The organism is Nocardia callitridis (assembly GCF_039543305.1).
Classification (GTDB): Bacteria; Actinomycetota; Actinomycetes; order Mycobacteriales; family Mycobacteriaceae; genus Nocardia; species Nocardia callitridis.
Map to the genome: position 1 here is coordinate 360,786 of NZ_BAABJM010000005.1, position 18,992 is coordinate 379,777.

The window sequence follows — 18,992 nt, forward strand, 5'->3', positions numbered from 1 at the left end:
CGCAAGGTACTGACCGCCGACACCCACGGGGTCCATGCGTGTGGCCGTCGGGTATACGCACTGGTCGCTATCCGGAGAACGCGCCCTCGGTGGGTGCCGCAATCACGTACGCAGGTGCGAAGCGCCGTTCAGGTCGAGGACGGTCCCCGCAGCCCAGGTCGCCTCCGGCGACGCCAGATACAGTACGGCTGCCGCTACCTCCTCGGGAGTGCCGACGCGACCGAAAGGGCTTTGAGCGCGGACGGTTTCGCCGTCGGGGCCAGCCAGTTTCTCCGCTTGTCGTTCGGTGCCGACGAAACCCGGCGCCACGGCGGTCACGGCGATGTCGTGCGGGGCCAATGCCACCGCCATCGACTGGGCGAAGGCATGCAGGGCCGCTTTGCTCGCCGCGTAGGCGGGGAACTCGGGTTCGCCGCGGAAGGCACCGCGGGAACCGATCATGATGACTCGTCCCGACGCGCTTCGGTCGATGAAGTGACGTGCGACCTGATGCGTCAGCGCCGCGGCTCCGAGCAGATTGACATCGATCATGTGACGCCAAACCCGTTGCCAATCCGGAAGATCCGTCTCGGTGACGGTATGCCGGTTGGCCGGGGACGGCGCGACACCGGCATTGTTCACCAGCACGTCGATACCGCCCAGCGAGCGCACGACCTCCGCCGTCATCTGCGGCGCCGCCTCCTGCTCGCCCAGGTCCGCGCGGACAACCACATGACCCTCGCCCGGCAGCAGCGTACGAGTCCGCTCGGCCCCCTCGGCGTCTCGCACGTAATGCACCGCCACGCGATCGCCCCGCTCGGCGAAGGCCACCGCGACGGCCCGCCCGATTCCTTTCGACGCCCCTGTCACCAACACCCGCCTCATCGCGTGCCCGCCCGCGAAACCCCGCGCAATCGAGGGACCACCGCCGAACCACCGTCCGGGGTTGTCGGAATTACAGCCGGGCGAGCGGACATCACGCTGTTCTCCTTCGCAGTGAACGTGCCGAAAACGGCCGAGCAAGCCACCCTATGCGGTGGATCGGGCACCGGCACCCGCCCGGTGCGCGTCTGGGAAGGCCGATTCACCTCGCCGTTCGCCGGCAACGTCCGGTCGCGGGACGACGCCATGACCGGCGGCAGTCGGTGTGCGCGGCGAATCACCCGACCCACACCGACTGCCGAACGTGATCCGACGCCGTCAGCCGGATAACAACCCTTCGCCGAGATAACTGCCCGACCCGATACCCGGAACGACGGCGAAGACCGCCGAACCGACCGGGGTCGTCCATTGGTTCAACGCGTCGAACTCGTCGAGTCGCTGCTGGATCGGCAGATACTGGCGGTTCACGTCCCGCTGATAGGACACGAACAGCAGCCCCGAATTCGAGACCGATCCTGGTGGCGGCGGGTCGTCGTAGTTGTAGACACGACGAAAGATCCGCTCACCCTCGTGCGCGTGATGAGCACGTGCGATATGCGCGCTCGGCGCGATCAGCGGGATGCCATTGCGGTCGGTGACCGCGAAATCGGGGTCGTCGGTTTCGCGGGTGCCGCTCAGCGGCGCTCCGGTGTCGAGCGCGCGCCCCAGAGTGACCTCGCGACCTGGTCGGTCGAGTTCATCCCAGGTATCGAGCTCGATCCTGATACGCCGCACCACCATCGACGTGCCGTCGGCCATCCACGGTTGCTCGGCACCGTCGTCCCACACCAGCGCGTCGAAATCCGAGGTGTCCGGCACCGGGTTGTTCGTCCCGTCCACCTGACCCATCAGATTGCGCATCGTGGTCCCCGGCGCCTCGGTCCCCTGGGAACGACGAAAACCGCGCTGCGTCCATTTCACCGAGACCAGTGAGCGAACATTTTTCGACAGCACCCGCACAGCATGCGCGACGGTCACCGGGTCGTCCGAGCACACCTGCAGCACCAGATCGCCCCCGGTGAAAGCCGGGTCCAACCGGTCGATCGCGAAGGACGGCAACGGTTTCAGCCAGGACGGTGCCGAGTCCGGTTTTCCGATCGCACGGAAAACACCGGGTCCATACCCGACGGTGACCGTCAATCTTGCCGGAGACACGGCGAGTTCGGGTTCGGTGTCGGCCAGTGCCGGTTGGCCTCGGGTGAGTCTGCCGATGTCCTCGGACCAGACCTTCATGATGCCGATCAGCTCAGCTCGCCCGACCCGGGGCAGCAGGTCGAACCCCACCAGCATGGCATGTGCCTGTGCGGTGGTCGCGACCCCGGCTTGACGCGGGCCATCCCAGGCGACGGTGTCGGCTCCGGTCACACTCGTGCCAGCGCCGCGGGCGGAGACCGCGGTCCCGACTCCCGCAGCGCCCGCCACACCCACCACGGCCGCGCTGGAGCCGAGCAGCCGTCGTCGACTCAATCCCTGCCGCAGCCGCTCCCGGTCAGCCACTGTGCGCGGGGGCCGAAGGAGCATCGTGTGCGGCGTGCGAGTCGCCGCCGCCCGGCTCGTAGTTCTCTTGCGCCCCGGCGAAATCGCGCACCTGCGCCGCGAAGGTCGCGGTGGAATGGTCCTCGAATTCGAGGGTGAATTCTGTGCTCAGCCCCGGCGTGAGCGGGGCGGTGACGTCCATGAGCATCAGGTGATCGCCACCGGGAGACAGCACATGGCTGGCACCTGCGGGGATCACGAATCCGCCTTCCTTCGGGCGCATCACCATCGAACCGGAATCACCCGAGACGATCTCGTGTAGCTCCATCCTGCTCGACGCGGGCGTGGAGGCGCCGACCACGCGGACGGGGGCGTCGGAGGAGTTCTCGAGTTCGGCGAAGGCCGCGGTCATTCCCGAGTCCACCGCCTTCACCCATTGTTCGTGCACGACCACCGCATCGGCTTGGCGGACGGCGGCGGGCTTCTCGGTACTCGAGCACGCCGAGGACAGCACGGTAGTGGTGCACACGAATGCCACGGCAACGGTGCGGTGCAATGACTTTCGCATGATGGATTTCTGCATGATGGTCGCTTTCTACGGGCGTAGTCGAGCGTTGCGGCAGCACAAGGGCGCAACGGTCTCGTGGAGTGGAATTCACCGAAGTCGGCGCGATCACGACAGGCGCGAATGGCGCTCGGATGATGCGGTCAGACCTGTTTCCGCGATGACGACGTGCCTACCGCGAGGTCGAATGCTGTGTGCCCGACGCGAAGCCGGTTGCCCTTCGGCGATGACGATCTGTCCCGCATGCCACTGACGCTCGAACCGTTCGAGGCCGAGCGTGCGATGCGGGCTCAGGCGAAAACGGGTGGACCGCGCCTTCCCCAACCGGAAAGGTCTACGAGGCGCGGACGTGGCGCCACGCGCAGTACCGCCACCGCGGAGACCGACTTCGCGCGGTCCACCACGAGCGTCGCCAGGCGCGGCAGCACCCGCCGAAGAGTCGAGACCGCCCAGCGCACACCACGTTCGGCGCGGTGGATCAAACACGCGCCGACGATGACCGCGAGCACATGCGCCCCGAGCATCCGACCATCCGTCGGCACACCGTGCTGGTGACAGTCGGCGGCCGACAACATCAGATGCCCGAGCCCCTGCGCCGTCGCCAGCGCCACCATCAGCCAGGTGCGGGCGAACCGCCGCCCCGGAATCGCCGTGACCGCGAACCCCATCGCCGAACACACCGTGAGCAACAGCAGCGCCGCCGCCTCCGAAGGCACCGACCCGCCACCCGCGGCATGCGCCACGGCAGTCACCCCCGCCGACAGCACCCCCACCGACACACCACGCACTACTGCGGGCGCATCCGGATTCATGGATGCAGAATACGCCCTACTACCGGCTGTAGTGAACTGTGTTGGTTCGTAGACGACGACGGCTGTGCCAAGTCCGTATCGGGGGGAGCGCCCCCTCCCGCACCGGTCGGACCTTCAGCGACCGAGCCCGTCGCGCAATGCCGCGAGCCATGGCGACCACCGGGGGTCGGGGCCGACACTGTCGGTTCCGGTCATGTTCGTGCAGCTGTAGCCGACCGCGACACCGGATTCGGGGTGGGCGAAGGCAAGCCTGCCCCCCGTCCCGAGGTGTCCGAACGATCCCTCGCCGAGCATCGGGCTGACAGGACGAGTCAGCTCGTAACCCTGCGCGAAGCGGTGCGTCACCGGCAACCGGTCCAGCGGTGCGGGATGACCGAGTCCATCGGTTTGCGGTTGTCGGGCCTCGGCCACGGTCTCCGACGAAAGCAGGCGCACACCGTCGACCTCGCCGATCGTCGCCGCGTACATCCGCGCCAGTGCGCGCGCGTTCGCGATGACATTTCCCGCGGGGACCTCTGCCGCGTGACCCGCACGGGTATTGAGCAAGTCGATCCCCGCATCCCGCGTGGCCACCGTACCCAGCGTCGCCTCCACCAGGCGCGCGCTGACGTCGATTCCCGCACCACTCAGCGCGGCAGCCACCTCGTCCCGGCCCGGCCACCGGTCTCGATGGAACTGCGGAATTACCTTCGGCTCTTCACTTTCCGGCAGACCGAGCCACAGGCTCAGCCCGAGCGGATCGGCGATCTCGGCGGCGAGATAGGCGCCGACGCTCTTACCTGTCACTCGCCGAATCAGCTCACCTGCAAGATAACCCCAGGTCAAGGAGTGGTAGTAGAGCGCAGTGCCTGGCTTCCACAACGGTGTCATCCCGGCCAATGCGGACACGCACGCCGACCAGTCCGTCAATTCCTGCGCGCCGATCCCGGCGCCGGGATCAAAACTCGACAGACCCGCACGGTGCGACAGCAATTCGGCCACCGTGACCTCGGCCTTCCCCGCCTCAGCGAACTCAGGCCAGTACTCCTGAACTGGGGCGTCGAGCGCGAGCTGTCCCCGATCGACCAGAATGTGCGCACACGTCGCGGTCACCCCTTTGGAGACCGACATCTGCACGGCCAGCGATTCGCCGTCCCAGTCCTTTCCCGAGACTGGGTCGCCACCCGTCCACAAGTCGACGACGACCGCACCGTCCCGATACACACACAGCTGGGCGCCACCTTCATCGGTAGTCTGCCCGTCCGCGAACGCACTACGCACGGCCTCGAACCCCGACGCGACAAATCCATCCACCACTCCAAAACCCTTCTCGACATGGTTTGCGCTCATCACGGTCTTGCGCTTATCGCAGCACCCTCAGCTGCCTCGCCGCTTGGTGCTTGTGGTCGGCGAGTTCCATCTGAAGGCGGTAGGCGGCTTGGGCGGAACGGGCCGCGCTCCAACAGGCCCGCCGAGTCGGCCGAAAATGGTAGGACTTGTCCAACACCACTTCCGGGCTGACCTTGCGCGCCTCCAGCCAGGTTCGGCCGTGGCGGCGCAGTAGTCGGTACCGACGCGCTCGGTCGCGCAAGATGTGCCACGCGTAGGTCGCGGCGGAGAATCCCGCAGCGGCCAAGGACGCCAAACCCAGTGAGTTCTCGATGATCTCGGAGTTGCGCACAACGAAAGAGTCGGTGCCAGTGTAGTTGCCAACGAGGTTCGCCACATTGAAAGCGCAGTACGCGAACCCGAGCAGATAGGCGACCACCACGCCCGCCAGTGCCCGTGCGAACGGCCCACGGCGCACCCACACCAGTTCGCGGACGGTATAGGCGAATCCGACGAGCGTGCTGAGTGTCAGCGGCGCGATGAACGCGATCCAGTATGGCAACACCGCGCCGGTCACGGCGAAGTGATTCTGCAGGAATGGCACAGCTTCGCGCGCCATCGGCGACGGGAGATACGTGCCGACCATCACCATGACGACCACTCCGGCCGCGACAACCTGAATTCGCGCCGACAGGTTCCGCCCGGTGATGTAGGAGCTGAACGCGAGCACCGGTATGGCGGACAACGCCCCGAACGTCATGCCAGCCAGGGTCAACAGGTTCGCAACGCCTGTCAGTCGTTGTAACTGAGGACTGAGGAGATCGTCGGTAATGTAAGGAACCCGGCAGAGTTTCGCCAAGCCGAGCGTCAACAGGATCTGAGTGAACGGATTGTCCAGTCCAGTCGATCGACTTGCCCCTTTGCGGGTGCCGGTCCAGATGCGTTCGGCCGCGAGCACTAGCAGAACGAGAGGCACGAGCGCGGCAATACCGACCTTCACATCGCCCAGCCGAAGGTCGCCGCGGCCCGCTCCAGCATCAACCGCTGGCGCGGCGTGAGCACCCTGTCTCCGAACAACGGACGGCTGAGCACCTCGGCGGCCTCCATCAGTAGGGTGGCGAACCATTCCGCCTGACGTTCCAGCGGCAGATCGAAATTGGAACGCAGACAGGCCTGCTGATCCAACAATCGGGTGATCACCGCGCTCGGCACCGCGGGTGCGGTGCGTGTGAAATAGGCGAGCCGGTCTTCGGGTGAAATTTCGTGGCCGAGCACGATATGACCGAGCTCGTGGGCGATGATCCCATCCCGCTCGACCGCACTCACCTCCGCACGGTGTCGAATGACATCCTTCTCAGGCAACGGAATCCAAATACCGGAGAAATCGATGCTCTCGTAGTCACCGAGACCCTCGATGATCTCGATCGGCCGCTCACGTCGCAGACTCAGCTCCGCGACGAAGCGCGGCATCGACCACGGACGACGAAGCGTCAGATTCGCAATGGCTCTCTCCGCGACGGCTCGATCCGGATCTCCACCATCGCTAGCCCAGAGATTCAAGATACTTTGTCAATTCCTGTACCGCGCTGTCGCCCAACGAATCCGCGCTCGGTCGCAGCGCGACGAAAGGGATTCGCTTATCGCGCTGCAACACCAGCAGGCTCAGTTGCAGAAACGGACTGTAGTACTCGGCAGGGTCGTCGGACAGAAAACTTTCCGGCATATCGAAGTAGGACGCCAGCGCTGCGAGCAGGTTCGCGCTCGGTCGCACCGAGGATGGTCGCCGTAATGCCTCGATGTCTTCGATCGGTACCATGCGGTCCAAGGATTCGGCGAGCGCGGCAGCCACCGTCGCCACGGTGACCTCGGCGCCGGAACCATCGATGACGGTGGCGAAGAGTAGGTTCACTCGCTTCTCCAACGGCACCGCCCGGCTGGTCTGGCTCACCAGTCTTCCCCCTCGGTCGAATTGATTCGGTCCAGCTTAGACCGGAAACGTCGCCTGAAGCAGGCCTCCAGTTCGGGAGGAAGATCGGTCGCTCGGCGAGCGAGCCAACGTCGGTACTGCTGGTCGCCTCGCTCGGCTCCCGATGCGGTCGGCGACGTCGCCAGGAGCGCCCCGATGAGTCGCTCGATGTTCCTGGGTAATTCATTCTCCGGTCCGCCGGCGCGCTCGAGTACTTCGGTTGCCTGCGCGGCGACGAGCCGACCCACCGCCCTGCCTAGCTGTTCGCGCACCGAACTCGCGGACTCCTGGGCGGCAGCGGGGAGATCGACGCGGTCGCACAGCTCGAAAGCCCGGTCGGCGGCAGCGATCAGAGCGTCTACAACCGAGATATCCACCTCGACCACCCGGAAACTCAGCGGGTCTCGCTCATCCGTAATCGATGATCGCTGAGCACTTCTCGCCTCCACTGTCGGCTCGGCGAGCTCGAGCGGCACGCCCCCGTGCAGTGCTTTCGCCGCGCTACCTTCAGTCCATCGGAGCGCGAGATCGAGCTGCTTCAACGTGTTCGGGCTCGGGGGCGCCGTCCCGGATACCGGGTTCTCGGCGCGCGCCACCGTGGACACCGAAGGTCCACCCGCGGCGCGCACTTGCGGCCGAGTCAACCCGAGCGCGTCTCGTCGCCCGGCCACGATCCGGCCGAAACGCTCTTGCAGAACCCGAGTCACCACCCGTCGAACCCTATGCGAGGCACCGTCGTTGCACTTCCCCTCTGTCGAGAATCACACTGTCGTGGACACATGCCCGAGACTTCACAGAGAACTCACGATACTTGCGTATCCACTTCAAAGCGTCACACTGCACAGTTAAGGACATCATGATATTTTCACGATGCCTCCACGCGCACGCGTCGGTCCCGGCCATCGCCGCGCCACCGATGCTGCCGTCAAGAGGCCGATGAAGGATGGGGGGCACCGGCCACGGGCACATATGTCGACAGGAGGGGAGACGACATCTACGTGGCCGGTGAAGGGGTACGGAGCATTACGCGCCCCGATTGGATTGCCAATAGTCACGTTTCGCGGTTGAACGACGAAGGGAAGCCCGCACCGCAGCCGAATCCGGCTGTCGCTCATGCGATATGCGTCGGTGACGCCGTTGTGTCGTGTCGAATGACGTTGTGCTGGTTTCGATTCCGGAACGGTCTCATGGAGTGGAATTCACTGAAGTCGGCGCGATCACGACAGGCGCGAATGACGCTCGGATGATGCGGTCAGACCTGTCTCCGCGATGACGACATGCCTACCGCGAGGTCGAATGCTGTGTGCCCGACGCGAAGCCGGTTGTCCTTCGGCGACGACCCGCCACCCGCGGCATGCGCCACGGCAGTCACCCCCGCCGACAGCACCCCCACCGACACACCACGCACTACTGCGGGCGCATCCGGATTCATGGATGCAGAGTACGCCCTACTACCGGCTGTAGTGAACTGTGTTGTGGTCGGTGTCCACATCGAGAGCGCGATCGGTGAACCACGCAAACACGGCTGGCGCGTGACAACGCGGGCACCGCCGCTGTAAGCATTGGCGAATGGGTAACCGCCGGGACCAGATCAAGCGCGTAGCCGCCAGGCTCTTCGTCGAGCATGGAGTGGCGGGGACCAGCGTTCGCGACATCGCCGAGGGAGTCGGGATGCTGTCGGGCAGCCTCTACCACCATTTTCCGTCCAAGGACGCGATCGCCTTCGCGATACTGAACGACTTCCTGACCGATCTGAATACTCGCTATCGCTCGGTGTTGCCCCATGTCAACGGGATGCGCGAAGAGCTGCGGGCCCTGGTGCATTCGTCGATCGAGATTGCCGAAGCGCACCCGTACGCAACCGAGATCTACCAGAACGAGCGGGCCTATCACGGGCCGACCGGCCCCGCCGAGATCGCGACGGCCGTACGCGAAGCACACACGTTCTGGATCGCCGCGGCAACCAGGGCGAGCGACTGCGGAGAACTACGCGCCGACCTCGATCCGGTCGAATTCGCGCGGATGCTTCGCGAAGGCGTGTGGTGGTCGATCCGCTACCACCGGGAACATCTGTCCGACCGGCACGAGGAGGTGACCGACACCGTGGTGGCGGCCTTCATCGACGGCGGGGCGGCGCCGGGCGCGCGCGCCGACAACGGTCACGGCATCGACGCTCGATCGATCGTCGACCGGCTCGACAAGATCGAGCGCCGACTGGCGGAGTTATCCGACTCACTGCGCGAGGACTAAGGAGCGATCGCGCGGCAACTATTGACACCGATTAGTGGCGCAAGCCACACTATCGAGCATTCGCTTGGCTTATACCAAGCGATTGCTTGATAGGTGGTTTCATGAGACGTGCCAGGATTTCCTACTGTCTGATCGCCGTGACCCTGGCATTGGCCGGGTGCGCCCAGGTCCAGAAGCCGATAGACGACTACATCGTCATCGGCATGGACGAAGATTCGACGGGGCCCGGCGCGTCCTACTCGACGATCGCGGGGAGCACCGTCCGTGCGACCGTCGCCAGGATCAACGCCGAAGGCGGGATCAACGGCAAACAGGTCCGGCTGGTGGTGGAGAACGACGAGAGCAACCCGACGAACACGCCGTCGATCATCCGCAAGCTCGTCGACCAAGGCGCCTCGGCCGTCATCCTCTCGACAGGCAGCGGGTCCGCGCTTGCGGCCAAACAGATTTCACAATCGACCCGGATCGTCACAATCGCGCCGACCGCACTGACGGACTCGGTCGCCGGACCGCCGGGCAACGAGTTCGCCTATATGGTTCCCAACCCCTTGGCACAGTACGCGGATGTCTACTGCGGGGCTTTCGCGGAACAGGGCAAGAAAAGGCTCGGCGTACTGGCTGATTCCAGCCCGGCGATCGCCGGAATCCTGGGCACGCTGGAACCAGAACTCCGACAATGCATCGACGTCGTCGACACCAGCAAAGCGGCCGTCGACACCGCCGATCTCACCGCGAGCGTCAGCAGGCTTCTCGGCAGCGATCCGGACGTGGTCCTTGTCGCCAGTGTCGGAGGAAACTTCGAACTGCTCGCGCAGAACACCTTGCACCGGCTGGCCCCAGGTCTGCAACGCTTCTCGCTGGCGTCGATCGGAAACCAGCCGCAGTCATGGAAACTCGCCGAGCACGGTGCGCTCGACGGCCTCGTCTACATGGGCAGCCTCAGCGACGACAACCATCGAACCGAACAAACGCAAGCGTGGCTGCGCACCGTCAAAGGGGCCAACTATTCGATGACCGCTTACGACGCTCAGGCATACGACTCGGTGATGCTGTTGAAACGAGCGATCGAACTCGCGGGCACCCACACCGACCCCGAACTGCTCAATCGAGCGATGCAAGAAATACACGAGGTTCCCGCGAGCTTCGGTCAGGCACCGCTGACCTTGTCCTTCACCCCGGACAAACACATCGCGCCCGACTCGGTGTGCGGCTTGGTACTGATCGCGTTCGGTGCCGACAACACGCCCACCGGGCCATGGCCGCAGTATCAACCGGCGTGCACGACGAGGGGATCGGACCGATGAGCGACCCGCAACTGTGGCTTGCCGCGATCGAGATCGGTTGCTTCTTCGCCCTTGTGGCCCTGTCGATCTATCTGGTCGTCGTCGGCGCCTCGTTCTTCAACTTCGCCGCGGGCCCCTACGCGATGGCGGCGGCCGTGCTCACCGGATACGCCACCGCCAGTTGGCGATTCCCGATTCTGCTCGCCGCCGCCCTCGGGATCGTCGTCGCGATCGGAATATCACTGGTGACCGAACTGGTGGTGGTCCGCCCAGTGCAACGCCGATCCGGCCGGGCAGAGCTGCCAGCCTTGGTCGCCGTCACCGCGACACTGTTCGCCATCCAACAGCTGACAGGCACGATCTTCGGCCGCACACCGGTCTCGGTCGCCAACCCGGTGCCCTTGTCGGACGCGCACATTCGGTCGGTGACGGTGCCCGCCACGACGATGACCATCGTCGTGGTCACCGCGCTGGTCCTGCTCACCACCGTGCTGTGGTTGCGATTCACCGCGACCGGACAGCTCCTGCGCGCCGTCGGTGACAACCACGAAGCCGCCCGAATGATCGGCGTGCGCGTCAACCGGATCCGGTTGTGGGCCTTCGGTATCTCCGGAGCCATCGCGGGCATCGCGGGCATCGTCTTCGCGGCGAAATCCGGTGCCCAGTTCACCAGCGGCCTGTCATGGACGCTCACCGGATTCATCGCACTGGTCATCGGCGGCACCGGAAAACCGTTGGCGCCCTTGATCGGTGGGCTCGTACTCGGCTGTGTCCAGGTTTTCGGCAGTTTCTATCTCGGCGCGACGGGCAGTTCGGTCGCCATCTTTCTCGTCGCCCTCGTGTTCTTCGCGTTCCGACCCGAGGGCGTGTTCCAACGAAAGGTGCGTGTCTGATGGTCCTCACCGCAACCGCCGAACCTCGTGCGCGCACGGCGCTGCGCGAGCTCTCGCTGTGCCTCGTGGTGCTGGCCGTGGTGCTGCTGTGGATGGGTCCCAGCCTCTACCGCCAAGACCTGGTCTTCCTGACCGCCACCTATGCGCTCGTCGCCCTCGGAATGTATCTGCCGTTCGTGCTCGCGGGCTCGTTGTCCATGGCCTACAGCGCCTACGCGGCGATCGGGGCGTACGCGGTGGCCTTCCTTTCGGTGAAGTCGGGCCTGTCCCCGTGGTGGGGCTGGCTCGCCGGAATGCTGATCTCCTCGGCGATCGCCCTGCTCATCGCGCTGGCGACCAGAAAATTGTCCGGCTTCTACCTCGCCGCCGTAACATTGCTGTTCGCGATCGCGTTCGAGCACTGGCTCGGCGATGCCGTCGAAATCACCGGGGGCGCATCGGGAATCTCCAACATTCCCGTCCCCGCACTGTTCGGCTGGGCGCCGCCGCGCTACGCCCAGGTCGTGGCCGCCATCGTATTCGTCTGCGCCGTCGCGGTTTTCATCGATCGGCTGCGTCGCTCCGCATGGGGCATCGCGTTGTCCGCCGCACGGGAAAATGCCCCCGCGGTGCGATCCACCGGCATCTCCCCACCGCATCTGACGGTCGTCGCCCTGGCCGTCGGGGCGGCGATCGCGTCGACCGGTGGCGCGCTGTTCACCGTGTCGGTACAGGCGGTGACCCCGGAGACCTTCGGCCTCGACCTGGTGTTCCTCGCCATCTTCATGCCGATCATCGGTGGCCGTGGGTCGGCATGGGGCGCCGCGTTGGGGGCACTGATCGTTGTCGCCGTCACCCTGAACATGCCGGGTTTCCGCGGCTCGGGCGAACTCCTGCTGTCGGTAGTGGTGCTGGTCATCCTGCTCTTGGAGCCCGGCGGTGTCATCGGATGGGCACGCGGCATCTTCGCACGGTGGCGGCCGTCCCCGCCCCGAGAAACGAGCTGACCAACCATGATTTCCACCGCCCCCTCGGCACTGCTGTCGGTCACCGGAGTCACCAAGCGTTACGGCGGCGTCACCGCCGTGGACAATGTCGGATTCGACCTGCCCCCCGGTAACGTCCTCGGCCTGGTCGGACCCAACGGCGCGGGCAAGACCACCCTGGTCGACTGCGTCGTCGGGACTCAATCCCCCGATGCCGGGACCGTCGAAGTGGACGGTCGCGCACTCGGTTCCGGCCCCGCCGTGCGTGCGCGAGCCGGTCTGGCACGAACCTTCCAGCACCCACAACTGGCACTGGAGCTGACCCCCGTAGAGAACATCGTGCTCGGAATCGTCGGGCGATCGATCCGTTCCTATGGCAGCTCACTGCTCGCTCTCGTGCGTGGCCTCGCCGGTACGCCCTACGCGGCGCTCGACCAAGCGAAGACCGTCGCCGAGGAGTACGGCGTCACCACCGGGGGCGTATCCACCGGCAGCCTCGGCCTCGGTTCGCAACGCCTGGTCGAGATCGCCCGCGCCATGGCCGCCGAGCCACGGGTGTTGCTCTTGGACGAGCCGTTCGCCGGATCGGATACCGAAGGCATCGCCGCGATCTCGCACGCGGTCCACCAAGTCCGCGACTCGGGACGCTCCGTCGTGCTCGTCGATCACAACGTGGACCTGATCGCCGAACTCGCCGATTCGGTCGTGTTGCTCGCCGACGGTGCGGTCGTCTTCACCGGCAGCCCACAGGACTGTATGCGCAGCCCGCAAATGCGCTCGGTGTACTTCGGCACCACCGCATCCGAGGAGCCACGATGATCACCACCCGCAACCTCACCGTCCGCTACGGAAACGCGGTCGCGGCCCGCGACGTCGACCTGCACGCACACTCTGGCGTGGTCACCGCCGTGGTGGGACCGAATGGTGCTGGCAAATCGAGCCTGCTGTCCGCGATTTTCGGAAGCACCCCTGCCACGGGTGAAGTCGTCGTCGACGACCAGGACCTCAGCGCGGCCCCCACCCAGAAACGGCTCGGCGCGGGAGTCGCTTTCGTCCCGCAGGGCCGCCAGTTGTTTCCGCGATTGACGGTGCGCGAGAACCTGGAAGTCGGTGCACGGGTGCTCGGCGTCGGAAACCAGGTCCTGACAACGGCATTCGACCGTTTCCCGATTCTGCGAACCCGGTCGAAACAACTGGCCGGGGTGCTGTCGGGCGGCGAACAACAAATGCTGGTGCTCGCCCGCGCCCTCCTCGTTCCGCCGCGAGTGCTTCTGCTCGACGAGATGACCACCGCGTTGTCACCCAAGATCGCCGGAGAACTTCTCGACCACGTGCGCGCGTTGGCAGATTCCGGAATCACGGTCGTCGTCGCCGAGCCCGCGTTGCACCGCGTCGCCCGAATCGTCGACCGCGGGTACGTCATGATTCGTGGTCATCTGTCCGGGCCGCAGGACAACGTCACCGAACTGGACGCCGCATATCGAACCGCGATGGGCATGTTGGGAGAGGCTCTGTGACAGTCGAATTCACCTCCGCCCCGGAAAGGTTCACCGATTACTCGGTCAGCGACATGGTGCGCCGTTGGGCCGAGGAGCGACCGAACGAACCCGCCTACATCAGCCCGAACGAGTCCACGACGTGGGCAGAATACGACCGGCTCGCCGACGACGTACGCGCGGCGTTGCTTTCGCTCGGTGATATCCCTGCGGTCACCGTGTACCTCCCCGACACCGTCGCGTTGCACGCCACTCTCGTCGGGGCCTACCGTGCCGGAGTGCTCGCGGTCGCGGTCGGGGCGCGGTCGGGGCCCGCCGAGCTCGCGCATCTGATGGCCGCGGCGGGGTCCACCGTGCTCGTCACCACCGGCGACAACAGAGGGCGACCCGTGGCGGAGTTGTCGAGCGACTTGTCCGCACGCGACGCGACACCGGCGCATCTGGTCCTCGTCGACCCTACGGAAGTGACAGTCGACGGCAGCCGCGCCGTCGACGATCACCGCGTCTCGGCGGAGTTCTCCGTGGACGACGTGTGCATGCTCAACAGCACCTCGGGCACGACGGGTCGGCCGAAGCTGGTCATGCAGACCCAGCGACGATGGAACGCCTTCGCGGCCATCGCCTGCCGAAACGCCGCCATGCGGCCCGAGGAGGTAGTCGCCGCGTTCGTCCCCGCCCCCTTCGGGTTCGGCTTGTGGACCGCACACTTCCTGCCCGCTCTTCTCGGTCGTCCCGCGTTGGTGCTCGACCGGTTCGACGCCGCGACAGCGATCGACCTGATGGCGCGACACCATGCGACGATTCTGGCCTGTGTGAGTACGCAATTCCGAATGATGCTGCACAACCAGAGCAGCGACCTGGCGCGGCTCGACACCCTCCGCGTCATGTTCACCGGCGGTGAAGCCGTGCCATACACCGAGGCAGCGCGTTTCGAGGAGGTCACGGGCGCGCTGGTCCTACAGTTCTACGGCTCCAACGAAACCGGGGCGGCGAGCGCGACGACCATCTACGACGACGAGCGGACGCGCCTCGGCACCGGGGGGCGCCTCATCGACGAAATGCGGGTACGGGTGCTCGACGACGGGACAGGACAAGGGGGCGTGCGGCGCGGGCAACCCGCGGTGCGCGGACCGCTCATGTCACCCGGTTACTGGAACGACGCCGCGGCGAACGCCGAATTGTTCACCGAGGACGGGTGGATCCTGCTCGGCGACATCGTGGAAGTGGACGAGACCGACCGACTGCGGGTCGTCGGCCGCCTCGCGGATCTGATCATCCGGGGCGGAAAAAACATCTCCGCACTCGAAGTGGAGGATTTCATCCGCGAACATCCCGCAGTGGAGATGGTCGCCGCGGTCGGGCTGCCCGACCCGATCTTCGGTGAACGACTCTGTGCGGCAATCACAGTGACCCCGGAATCCGATCCGCCCACACTCGAGCAATTGACCTCGTGGCTGCGTCAGCGGGGAATCACGCGCGAATATCTCCCCGAGCGGCTACGAGTGCTCGAAGCCATGCCCGTGGCCCCCGGCGGCAAGATCGCCAAAGCTCGAGTCCGACAGTTGGTCCAGACGAACGCAGGAGACGACGATGCCTGATCATGCCGACCACCGCGACCTCGTCGGACGCACCGCGATCGTCACGGGCGCCGCGCGAGGACAAGGAAGGGCGATCGCCCGAGCGCTGGCCCGGCGCGGCGCCACCACCTGGATCGCCGACCTGTGCGCACCCGGCGACACCGCGCCCTACCCGTTGGCCACGACCGATGACCTCGCCGAAACAGCCCGCCTGATCGAGCGGGACGGCGGGAACTGCCACACTGCGACCTTGGATGTCCGTGACTCCGCGCACGTCACCGCGTTCGCCGATACCGTGGCCGAGAGTTCCGGCGGGATAGACATTCTCGTCACCTGCGCCGGGATAGTGGGATTCGCGCCGATCGCCGAACTCTCCGATCACATGTGGGCAGACATGTTGGCAACGAATCTGACCGGCACCTTCCACTGCGTTCGCGCAGTGCTGCCACACATGTCTGCGTCCGAAGCGGGGCGAATCGTCGCCATCTCGTCGATGAGCGGCAGACAGGGAACGGCGAACCTCGCCCACTACAGCGCGTCGAAATGGGGCGTGATCGGGCTGATCAAATCGGTCGCGCTCGAATACGCCGAACGCGGCGTGACCGCGAACGTCGTCTGCCCGACCAATGTGGACACACCGATGCTGCACAATCCCGCGCTGTATTCGTTGTTCGCCCCCGACCTCGACAACCCCGCACGCGAAGACGTCGAGGACCGCTACGCCCGTATGAGTCCCATGCGGATCCCGTGGTCACCGCCCGAGGCGATCGCCGACGCCGTCGACCATCTGGTCGGCGAGTCCGGCCGTTACGTCACCGGGTCGGTGCTCGACGTCGGGCTGGGGGCCACCGCGCGGATGCCGTAGGCCAGCGCACGGCAGAGGAAGTCGCGAATTCTCCCGGCTGGTGACTCATTCGGTGTTCGCGGGCGCCGGTGTTCGCTCGTACCGAACAGCGCTGTGCGGGTCGTCTTTCCGGCGACCGACCGAGAACACGAGGTGCACGAGGACGCCGACCACTGCCGCCATTGTGACGCCGCTGCCGAGCAGTAGGCGTAGGTCGGTCGGGAAGTCCTTGTACAGCGTCGGGATCAAGATCGGCAAGAGCCCTGCGGTCAATGCGGCTGTGGCCGTGATCAATCGGGCATCCGAGGTGAGGTCGACGCGGTCGAACATGCCGATGCCCGACACCACGATCATGGTGAACGCGATCGCGGCGGTGCCACCGATGACCGGGCCTGGCAGTGAGTTCACGAGGCGACCGACCGGTGCGAGGAAGGCAATGATCACCAGCAGCACGCCGGTGAGTGCGGTGACGTAGCGGCTGCGTACGCCGGTGAGGCGGATGAGGCCGATGTTCTCTCCGCTGGTGACCATGGAAGGTCCGCCGAACAGGCCCGACAGCAACGAGGTCACCGCGTCGCCGCGAATGGTGCGACCTACCGTGCTCGGCGCATCGATCTCCTTGCCGACGGTTTTCGCGTTGAGGACCGTCTGGCCCGCCGCCTCCGCCATCGACCCCACTCCGAACACCAGCAGTGGCACCGCGGCCAGTAGGTCGAAATGCGGTGTGCCGAACAGGAACGGCCGCGGCGCTTGGACCAGCGCGGAGCCGGGTTGCAGGGTGAACGCACCGACGGCGACCGCCACCAGGGTGCCCGCCAGCATGCCGACCAGGACCGACAGCCGCCGCCACCCTGCGGGCAGGAATCGGTGCGCGAGCACCGTCGTCACGACGGTGACGGCAGCAAGTGCCACGGCGGTACGGGAGGGCTGGTCAGCGTCACCGGCGATCAGTCCGCCCGCCACCTTCACCAGGTTCACGCCGATCACGACGATCATGCTCGCGACGACCACGGTCGGCAGCAGGTTCACCAACCGCCGCGCCACCGGCACCAGCACGATTCCCGCGACCGCGGTGATGAGCACGGCACCGCTTGCCGTGGCGCCACCGGATTCCTGCGCGATCTGAATGAACAGCACCACCGCGGCCCCACCGGGCAGCATCACGAACGGTAGTCCCGCGCCGAGTGAGAACCGGCCGATCGATTGGATGATCGTACCGATGCCACTGAAAAGCAATGCGGCGCAGAGTAATGCGCGAACATCGGCGTCGTCGAGATGCAGGCTGCGACCGATCAGCAGTACCGAGGCGATCGGCGTCGCCACCATCACCAGCAGGTGCTGGGCTGCTGCAATGAACGCTGTTCCCGCCGAAGGTATCTCGTCTATCTGGTGCCTCGTGGTCACCGCCGCACCATGCTCTCGAGTCGAATCGCGCGGGAGCGCAGCCCGTGTCGGGCACGAGTCGTACGCGTAGCCATGTCGACCCGCACCCTCCTGCTTTCCGCGTTGCTCATCACCGGCCCAACCATGGAATCTGTTCAGCGCCATAGCGATACGCACGAAAGACGGCGTTGGAAAGTCCGGGGAACACCGCGGCGGTATCCGGGTCCGGGTAGCTGGTGAACGAGGGCACTACATACTCCCAGCACACCTTTCCTTCGACGGTCACCTCGAACAGTCGACCGAACGCGGACTCGGTGATCAACGTATTGCCGTTGGGAAGTCGCTGCGCGCTGCCCATGAACGGAGTGAAGAAGGCTTCCCTCGGCGAATCCTGGTAGGCCCAGCCGAGTTCGCCTGTGGTGGCGTCGATCTCGATGACGCGGCTGTAGGTGACGGACTCACCGGTGCGGAAGGTGCCATTGTCGAACACCAGCAACTTGTCGTCACCGACCGGCGTCACATGGTGCTGTTGCGCGACGGTCGAGCGGTCGGCGAGCACCGTGTAATTCCCGGTGCGCCGATCGATCCGGATGACCGCCGAGACGCTGCGCAGGCTCGCCACCACGGTGTGCTCGTCGAGTGGATACACACTGTTGATCAGGGGCCAGTGCTCGCGCCAATAGTGCGGTTGGAGTCCGAAATCGTGGGGAGCCAAGTGCTCGAAGGCTTTCCACTCCCACAGCAGCGTCCCGTCGGCAGCGACTTCCTTGATCACATCCGACCAGACGATTCCGTCGGCTTCGGTGCCAGGTACCCCACCTTCGATGCGCGCGGCATCGGCGCCGGTGCGCGGCTCTACGGCGGCGTAGAGGATGCGGCCGTCGTCGTAGTGGTGCGCGTCGTGGTGCTGGTAGTCGTCGCGGTGTTCGGTGAGCAACGTCGCGTCACGGTCGTAGGTGCCCATGGAGCCGCCGCTGTACTTGCGCCACATCGCGAACAGCGGCGAAATCGCCAGTGTCGCACCGTTATAAGCAAGGGTTCCGCCGGGCAACAGCCGGGCGTGCCTACCCGGCCGGTGCGGTAGTTCCCACCGGTGCACCGGCCGACCGCGCAGGTCGACCAGGTCCACGACCCCGCGTCCGGCCAGTGGCGCGTACAGCGTGTAGCCGGGCCACGCCAGTTCAGGATCGATCCCGATCAACCCGGTCCCTCGCCGGATCAGGGTGTTCTGCTCCACCGCACCTCCTGAATAAGTAGTTGTACTGAATATTCAG

19 protein-coding genes are annotated in these 18,992 nt (G+C 65.7%); 8 read left to right on the forward strand and 11 right to left on the reverse strand.

Annotated elements, in window-relative coordinates:
* Positions 1–102 precede the first annotated feature (102 nt).
* The 9 genes from ABEA50_RS23970 to ABEA50_RS24010 all read right to left on the reverse strand — a co-directional run bounded on the left by ABEA50_RS23970 (position 103) and on the right by ABEA50_RS24010 (position 7,737).
* Positions 103–849, reverse strand: a complete 747-nt coding sequence (locus ABEA50_RS23970; RefSeq protein ID WP_345498080.1) for an SDR family NAD(P)-dependent oxidoreductase — start codon at positions 847–849, stop codon at positions 103–105.
* 330 nt (positions 850–1,179) lie between these two features.
* On the reverse strand, positions 1,180–2,397 hold the full coding sequence (locus ABEA50_RS23975; protein WP_345498082.1) for a Dyp-type peroxidase: 1,218 nt from the start codon (positions 2,395–2,397) through the stop codon (positions 1,180–1,182).
* Positions 2,390–2,944, reverse strand: a complete 555-nt coding sequence (locus tag ABEA50_RS23980) for a copper chaperone PCu(A)C (protein ID WP_345498084.1) — start codon at positions 2,942–2,944, stop codon at positions 2,390–2,392. The genes ABEA50_RS23975 and ABEA50_RS23980 overlap by 8 nt, the downstream gene beginning before the upstream one ends.
* A gap of 287 nt (positions 2,945–3,231) precedes the next feature.
* Positions 3,232–3,753, reverse strand: coding sequence for a hypothetical protein (locus ABEA50_RS23985; protein WP_345498085.1), 522 nt, complete (start codon positions 3,751–3,753; stop codon positions 3,232–3,234).
* 114 nt (positions 3,754–3,867) lie between these two features.
* Positions 3,868–5,046 carry a serine hydrolase domain-containing protein gene (locus tag ABEA50_RS23990; RefSeq protein WP_345498086.1) on the reverse strand — a complete coding sequence of 393 codons (1,179 nt, stop codon included), beginning with the start codon at positions 5,044–5,046 and terminating at the stop codon, positions 3,868–3,870.
* Between the two features lie 49 nt (positions 5,047–5,095).
* Complete coding sequence (locus tag ABEA50_RS23995) at positions 5,096–6,037, reverse strand: hypothetical protein (protein WP_345498087.1); 942 nt, start codon at positions 6,035–6,037, stop codon at positions 5,096–5,098.
* A 20-nt stretch (positions 6,038–6,057) separates the two neighbouring features.
* The gene (locus ABEA50_RS24000) at positions 6,058–6,531 is read right to left on the reverse strand and encodes an ImmA/IrrE family metallo-endopeptidase (RefSeq protein ID WP_345498088.1); all 474 of its coding nucleotides are present in this window, start codon (positions 6,529–6,531) and stop codon (positions 6,058–6,060) included.
* A gap of 73 nt (positions 6,532–6,604) precedes the next feature.
* Entirely contained in the window at positions 6,605–7,009 is a 405-nt protein-coding gene (locus tag ABEA50_RS24005) for a hypothetical protein (RefSeq protein ID WP_345498089.1), read from the reverse strand.
* The gene (locus ABEA50_RS24010) at positions 7,006–7,737 is read right to left on the reverse strand and encodes a helix-turn-helix domain-containing protein (protein WP_345498091.1); all 732 of its coding nucleotides are present in this window, start codon (positions 7,735–7,737) and stop codon (positions 7,006–7,008) included. The genes ABEA50_RS24005 and ABEA50_RS24010 overlap by 4 nt, the downstream gene beginning before the upstream one ends.
* 859 nt (positions 7,738–8,596) lie before the next feature.
* Here ABEA50_RS24010 and ABEA50_RS24015 point away from each other — a divergent pair.
* From ABEA50_RS24015 to ABEA50_RS24050, 8 genes are all read left to right on the forward strand, one after another.
* Complete coding sequence (locus ABEA50_RS24015) at positions 8,597–9,277, forward strand: TetR/AcrR family transcriptional regulator (RefSeq protein WP_345498093.1); 681 nt, start codon at positions 8,597–8,599, stop codon at positions 9,275–9,277.
* 101 nt (positions 9,278–9,378) lie between these two features.
* A complete protein-coding gene (locus tag ABEA50_RS24020) occupies positions 9,379–10,581 on the forward strand; it encodes an ABC transporter substrate-binding protein (protein ID WP_345498095.1) in 1,203 nt (400 codons plus the stop codon).
* Positions 10,578–11,453: a branched-chain amino acid ABC transporter permease gene (locus ABEA50_RS24025; protein WP_345498096.1), complete on the forward strand. Its 876-nt coding sequence runs from the start codon at positions 10,578–10,580 to the stop codon at positions 11,451–11,453. The genes ABEA50_RS24020 and ABEA50_RS24025 overlap by 4 nt, the downstream gene beginning before the upstream one ends.
* Entirely contained in the window at positions 11,453–12,439 is a 987-nt protein-coding gene (locus tag ABEA50_RS24030; protein WP_345498097.1) for a branched-chain amino acid ABC transporter permease, read from the forward strand. The genes ABEA50_RS24025 and ABEA50_RS24030 overlap by 1 nt, the downstream gene beginning before the upstream one ends.
* Before the next feature lie 6 nt (positions 12,440–12,445).
* Positions 12,446–13,237, forward strand: coding sequence for an ABC transporter ATP-binding protein (locus ABEA50_RS24035; RefSeq protein WP_345498099.1), 792 nt, complete (start codon positions 12,446–12,448; stop codon positions 13,235–13,237).
* Positions 13,234–13,935 carry an ATP-binding cassette domain-containing protein gene (locus tag ABEA50_RS24040; protein WP_345498100.1) on the forward strand — a complete coding sequence of 234 codons (702 nt, stop codon included), beginning with the start codon at positions 13,234–13,236 and terminating at the stop codon, positions 13,933–13,935. Before ABEA50_RS24035 ends, ABEA50_RS24040 begins: the two co-directional genes overlap by 4 nt.
* Positions 13,932–15,512 (forward strand): class I adenylate-forming enzyme family protein, encoded by a 1,581-nt coding sequence (locus ABEA50_RS24045; protein WP_345498101.1) that lies wholly within the window; start codon positions 13,932–13,934, stop codon positions 15,510–15,512. Before ABEA50_RS24040 ends, ABEA50_RS24045 begins: the two co-directional genes overlap by 4 nt.
* Positions 15,505–16,356 carry a mycofactocin-coupled SDR family oxidoreductase gene (locus ABEA50_RS24050; protein WP_345498102.1) on the forward strand — a complete coding sequence of 284 codons (852 nt, stop codon included), beginning with the start codon at positions 15,505–15,507 and terminating at the stop codon, positions 16,354–16,356. Before ABEA50_RS24045 ends, ABEA50_RS24050 begins: the two co-directional genes overlap by 8 nt.
* Before the next feature lie 45 nt (positions 16,357–16,401).
* Here the strand turns inward: ABEA50_RS24050 and ABEA50_RS24055 are convergent, their stop codons facing one another.
* Together ABEA50_RS24055 and ABEA50_RS24060 are read right to left on the reverse strand one after the other, a co-directional pair.
* Positions 16,402–17,739, reverse strand: a complete 1,338-nt coding sequence (locus ABEA50_RS24055) for a uracil-xanthine permease family protein (protein ID WP_345498103.1) — start codon at positions 17,737–17,739, stop codon at positions 16,402–16,404.
* 109 nt (positions 17,740–17,848) lie between these two features.
* Positions 17,849–18,955, reverse strand: a complete 1,107-nt coding sequence (locus ABEA50_RS24060; protein WP_345498104.1) for an aryl-sulfate sulfotransferase — start codon at positions 18,953–18,955, stop codon at positions 17,849–17,851.
* Positions 18,956–18,992 lie beyond the last annotated feature (37 nt).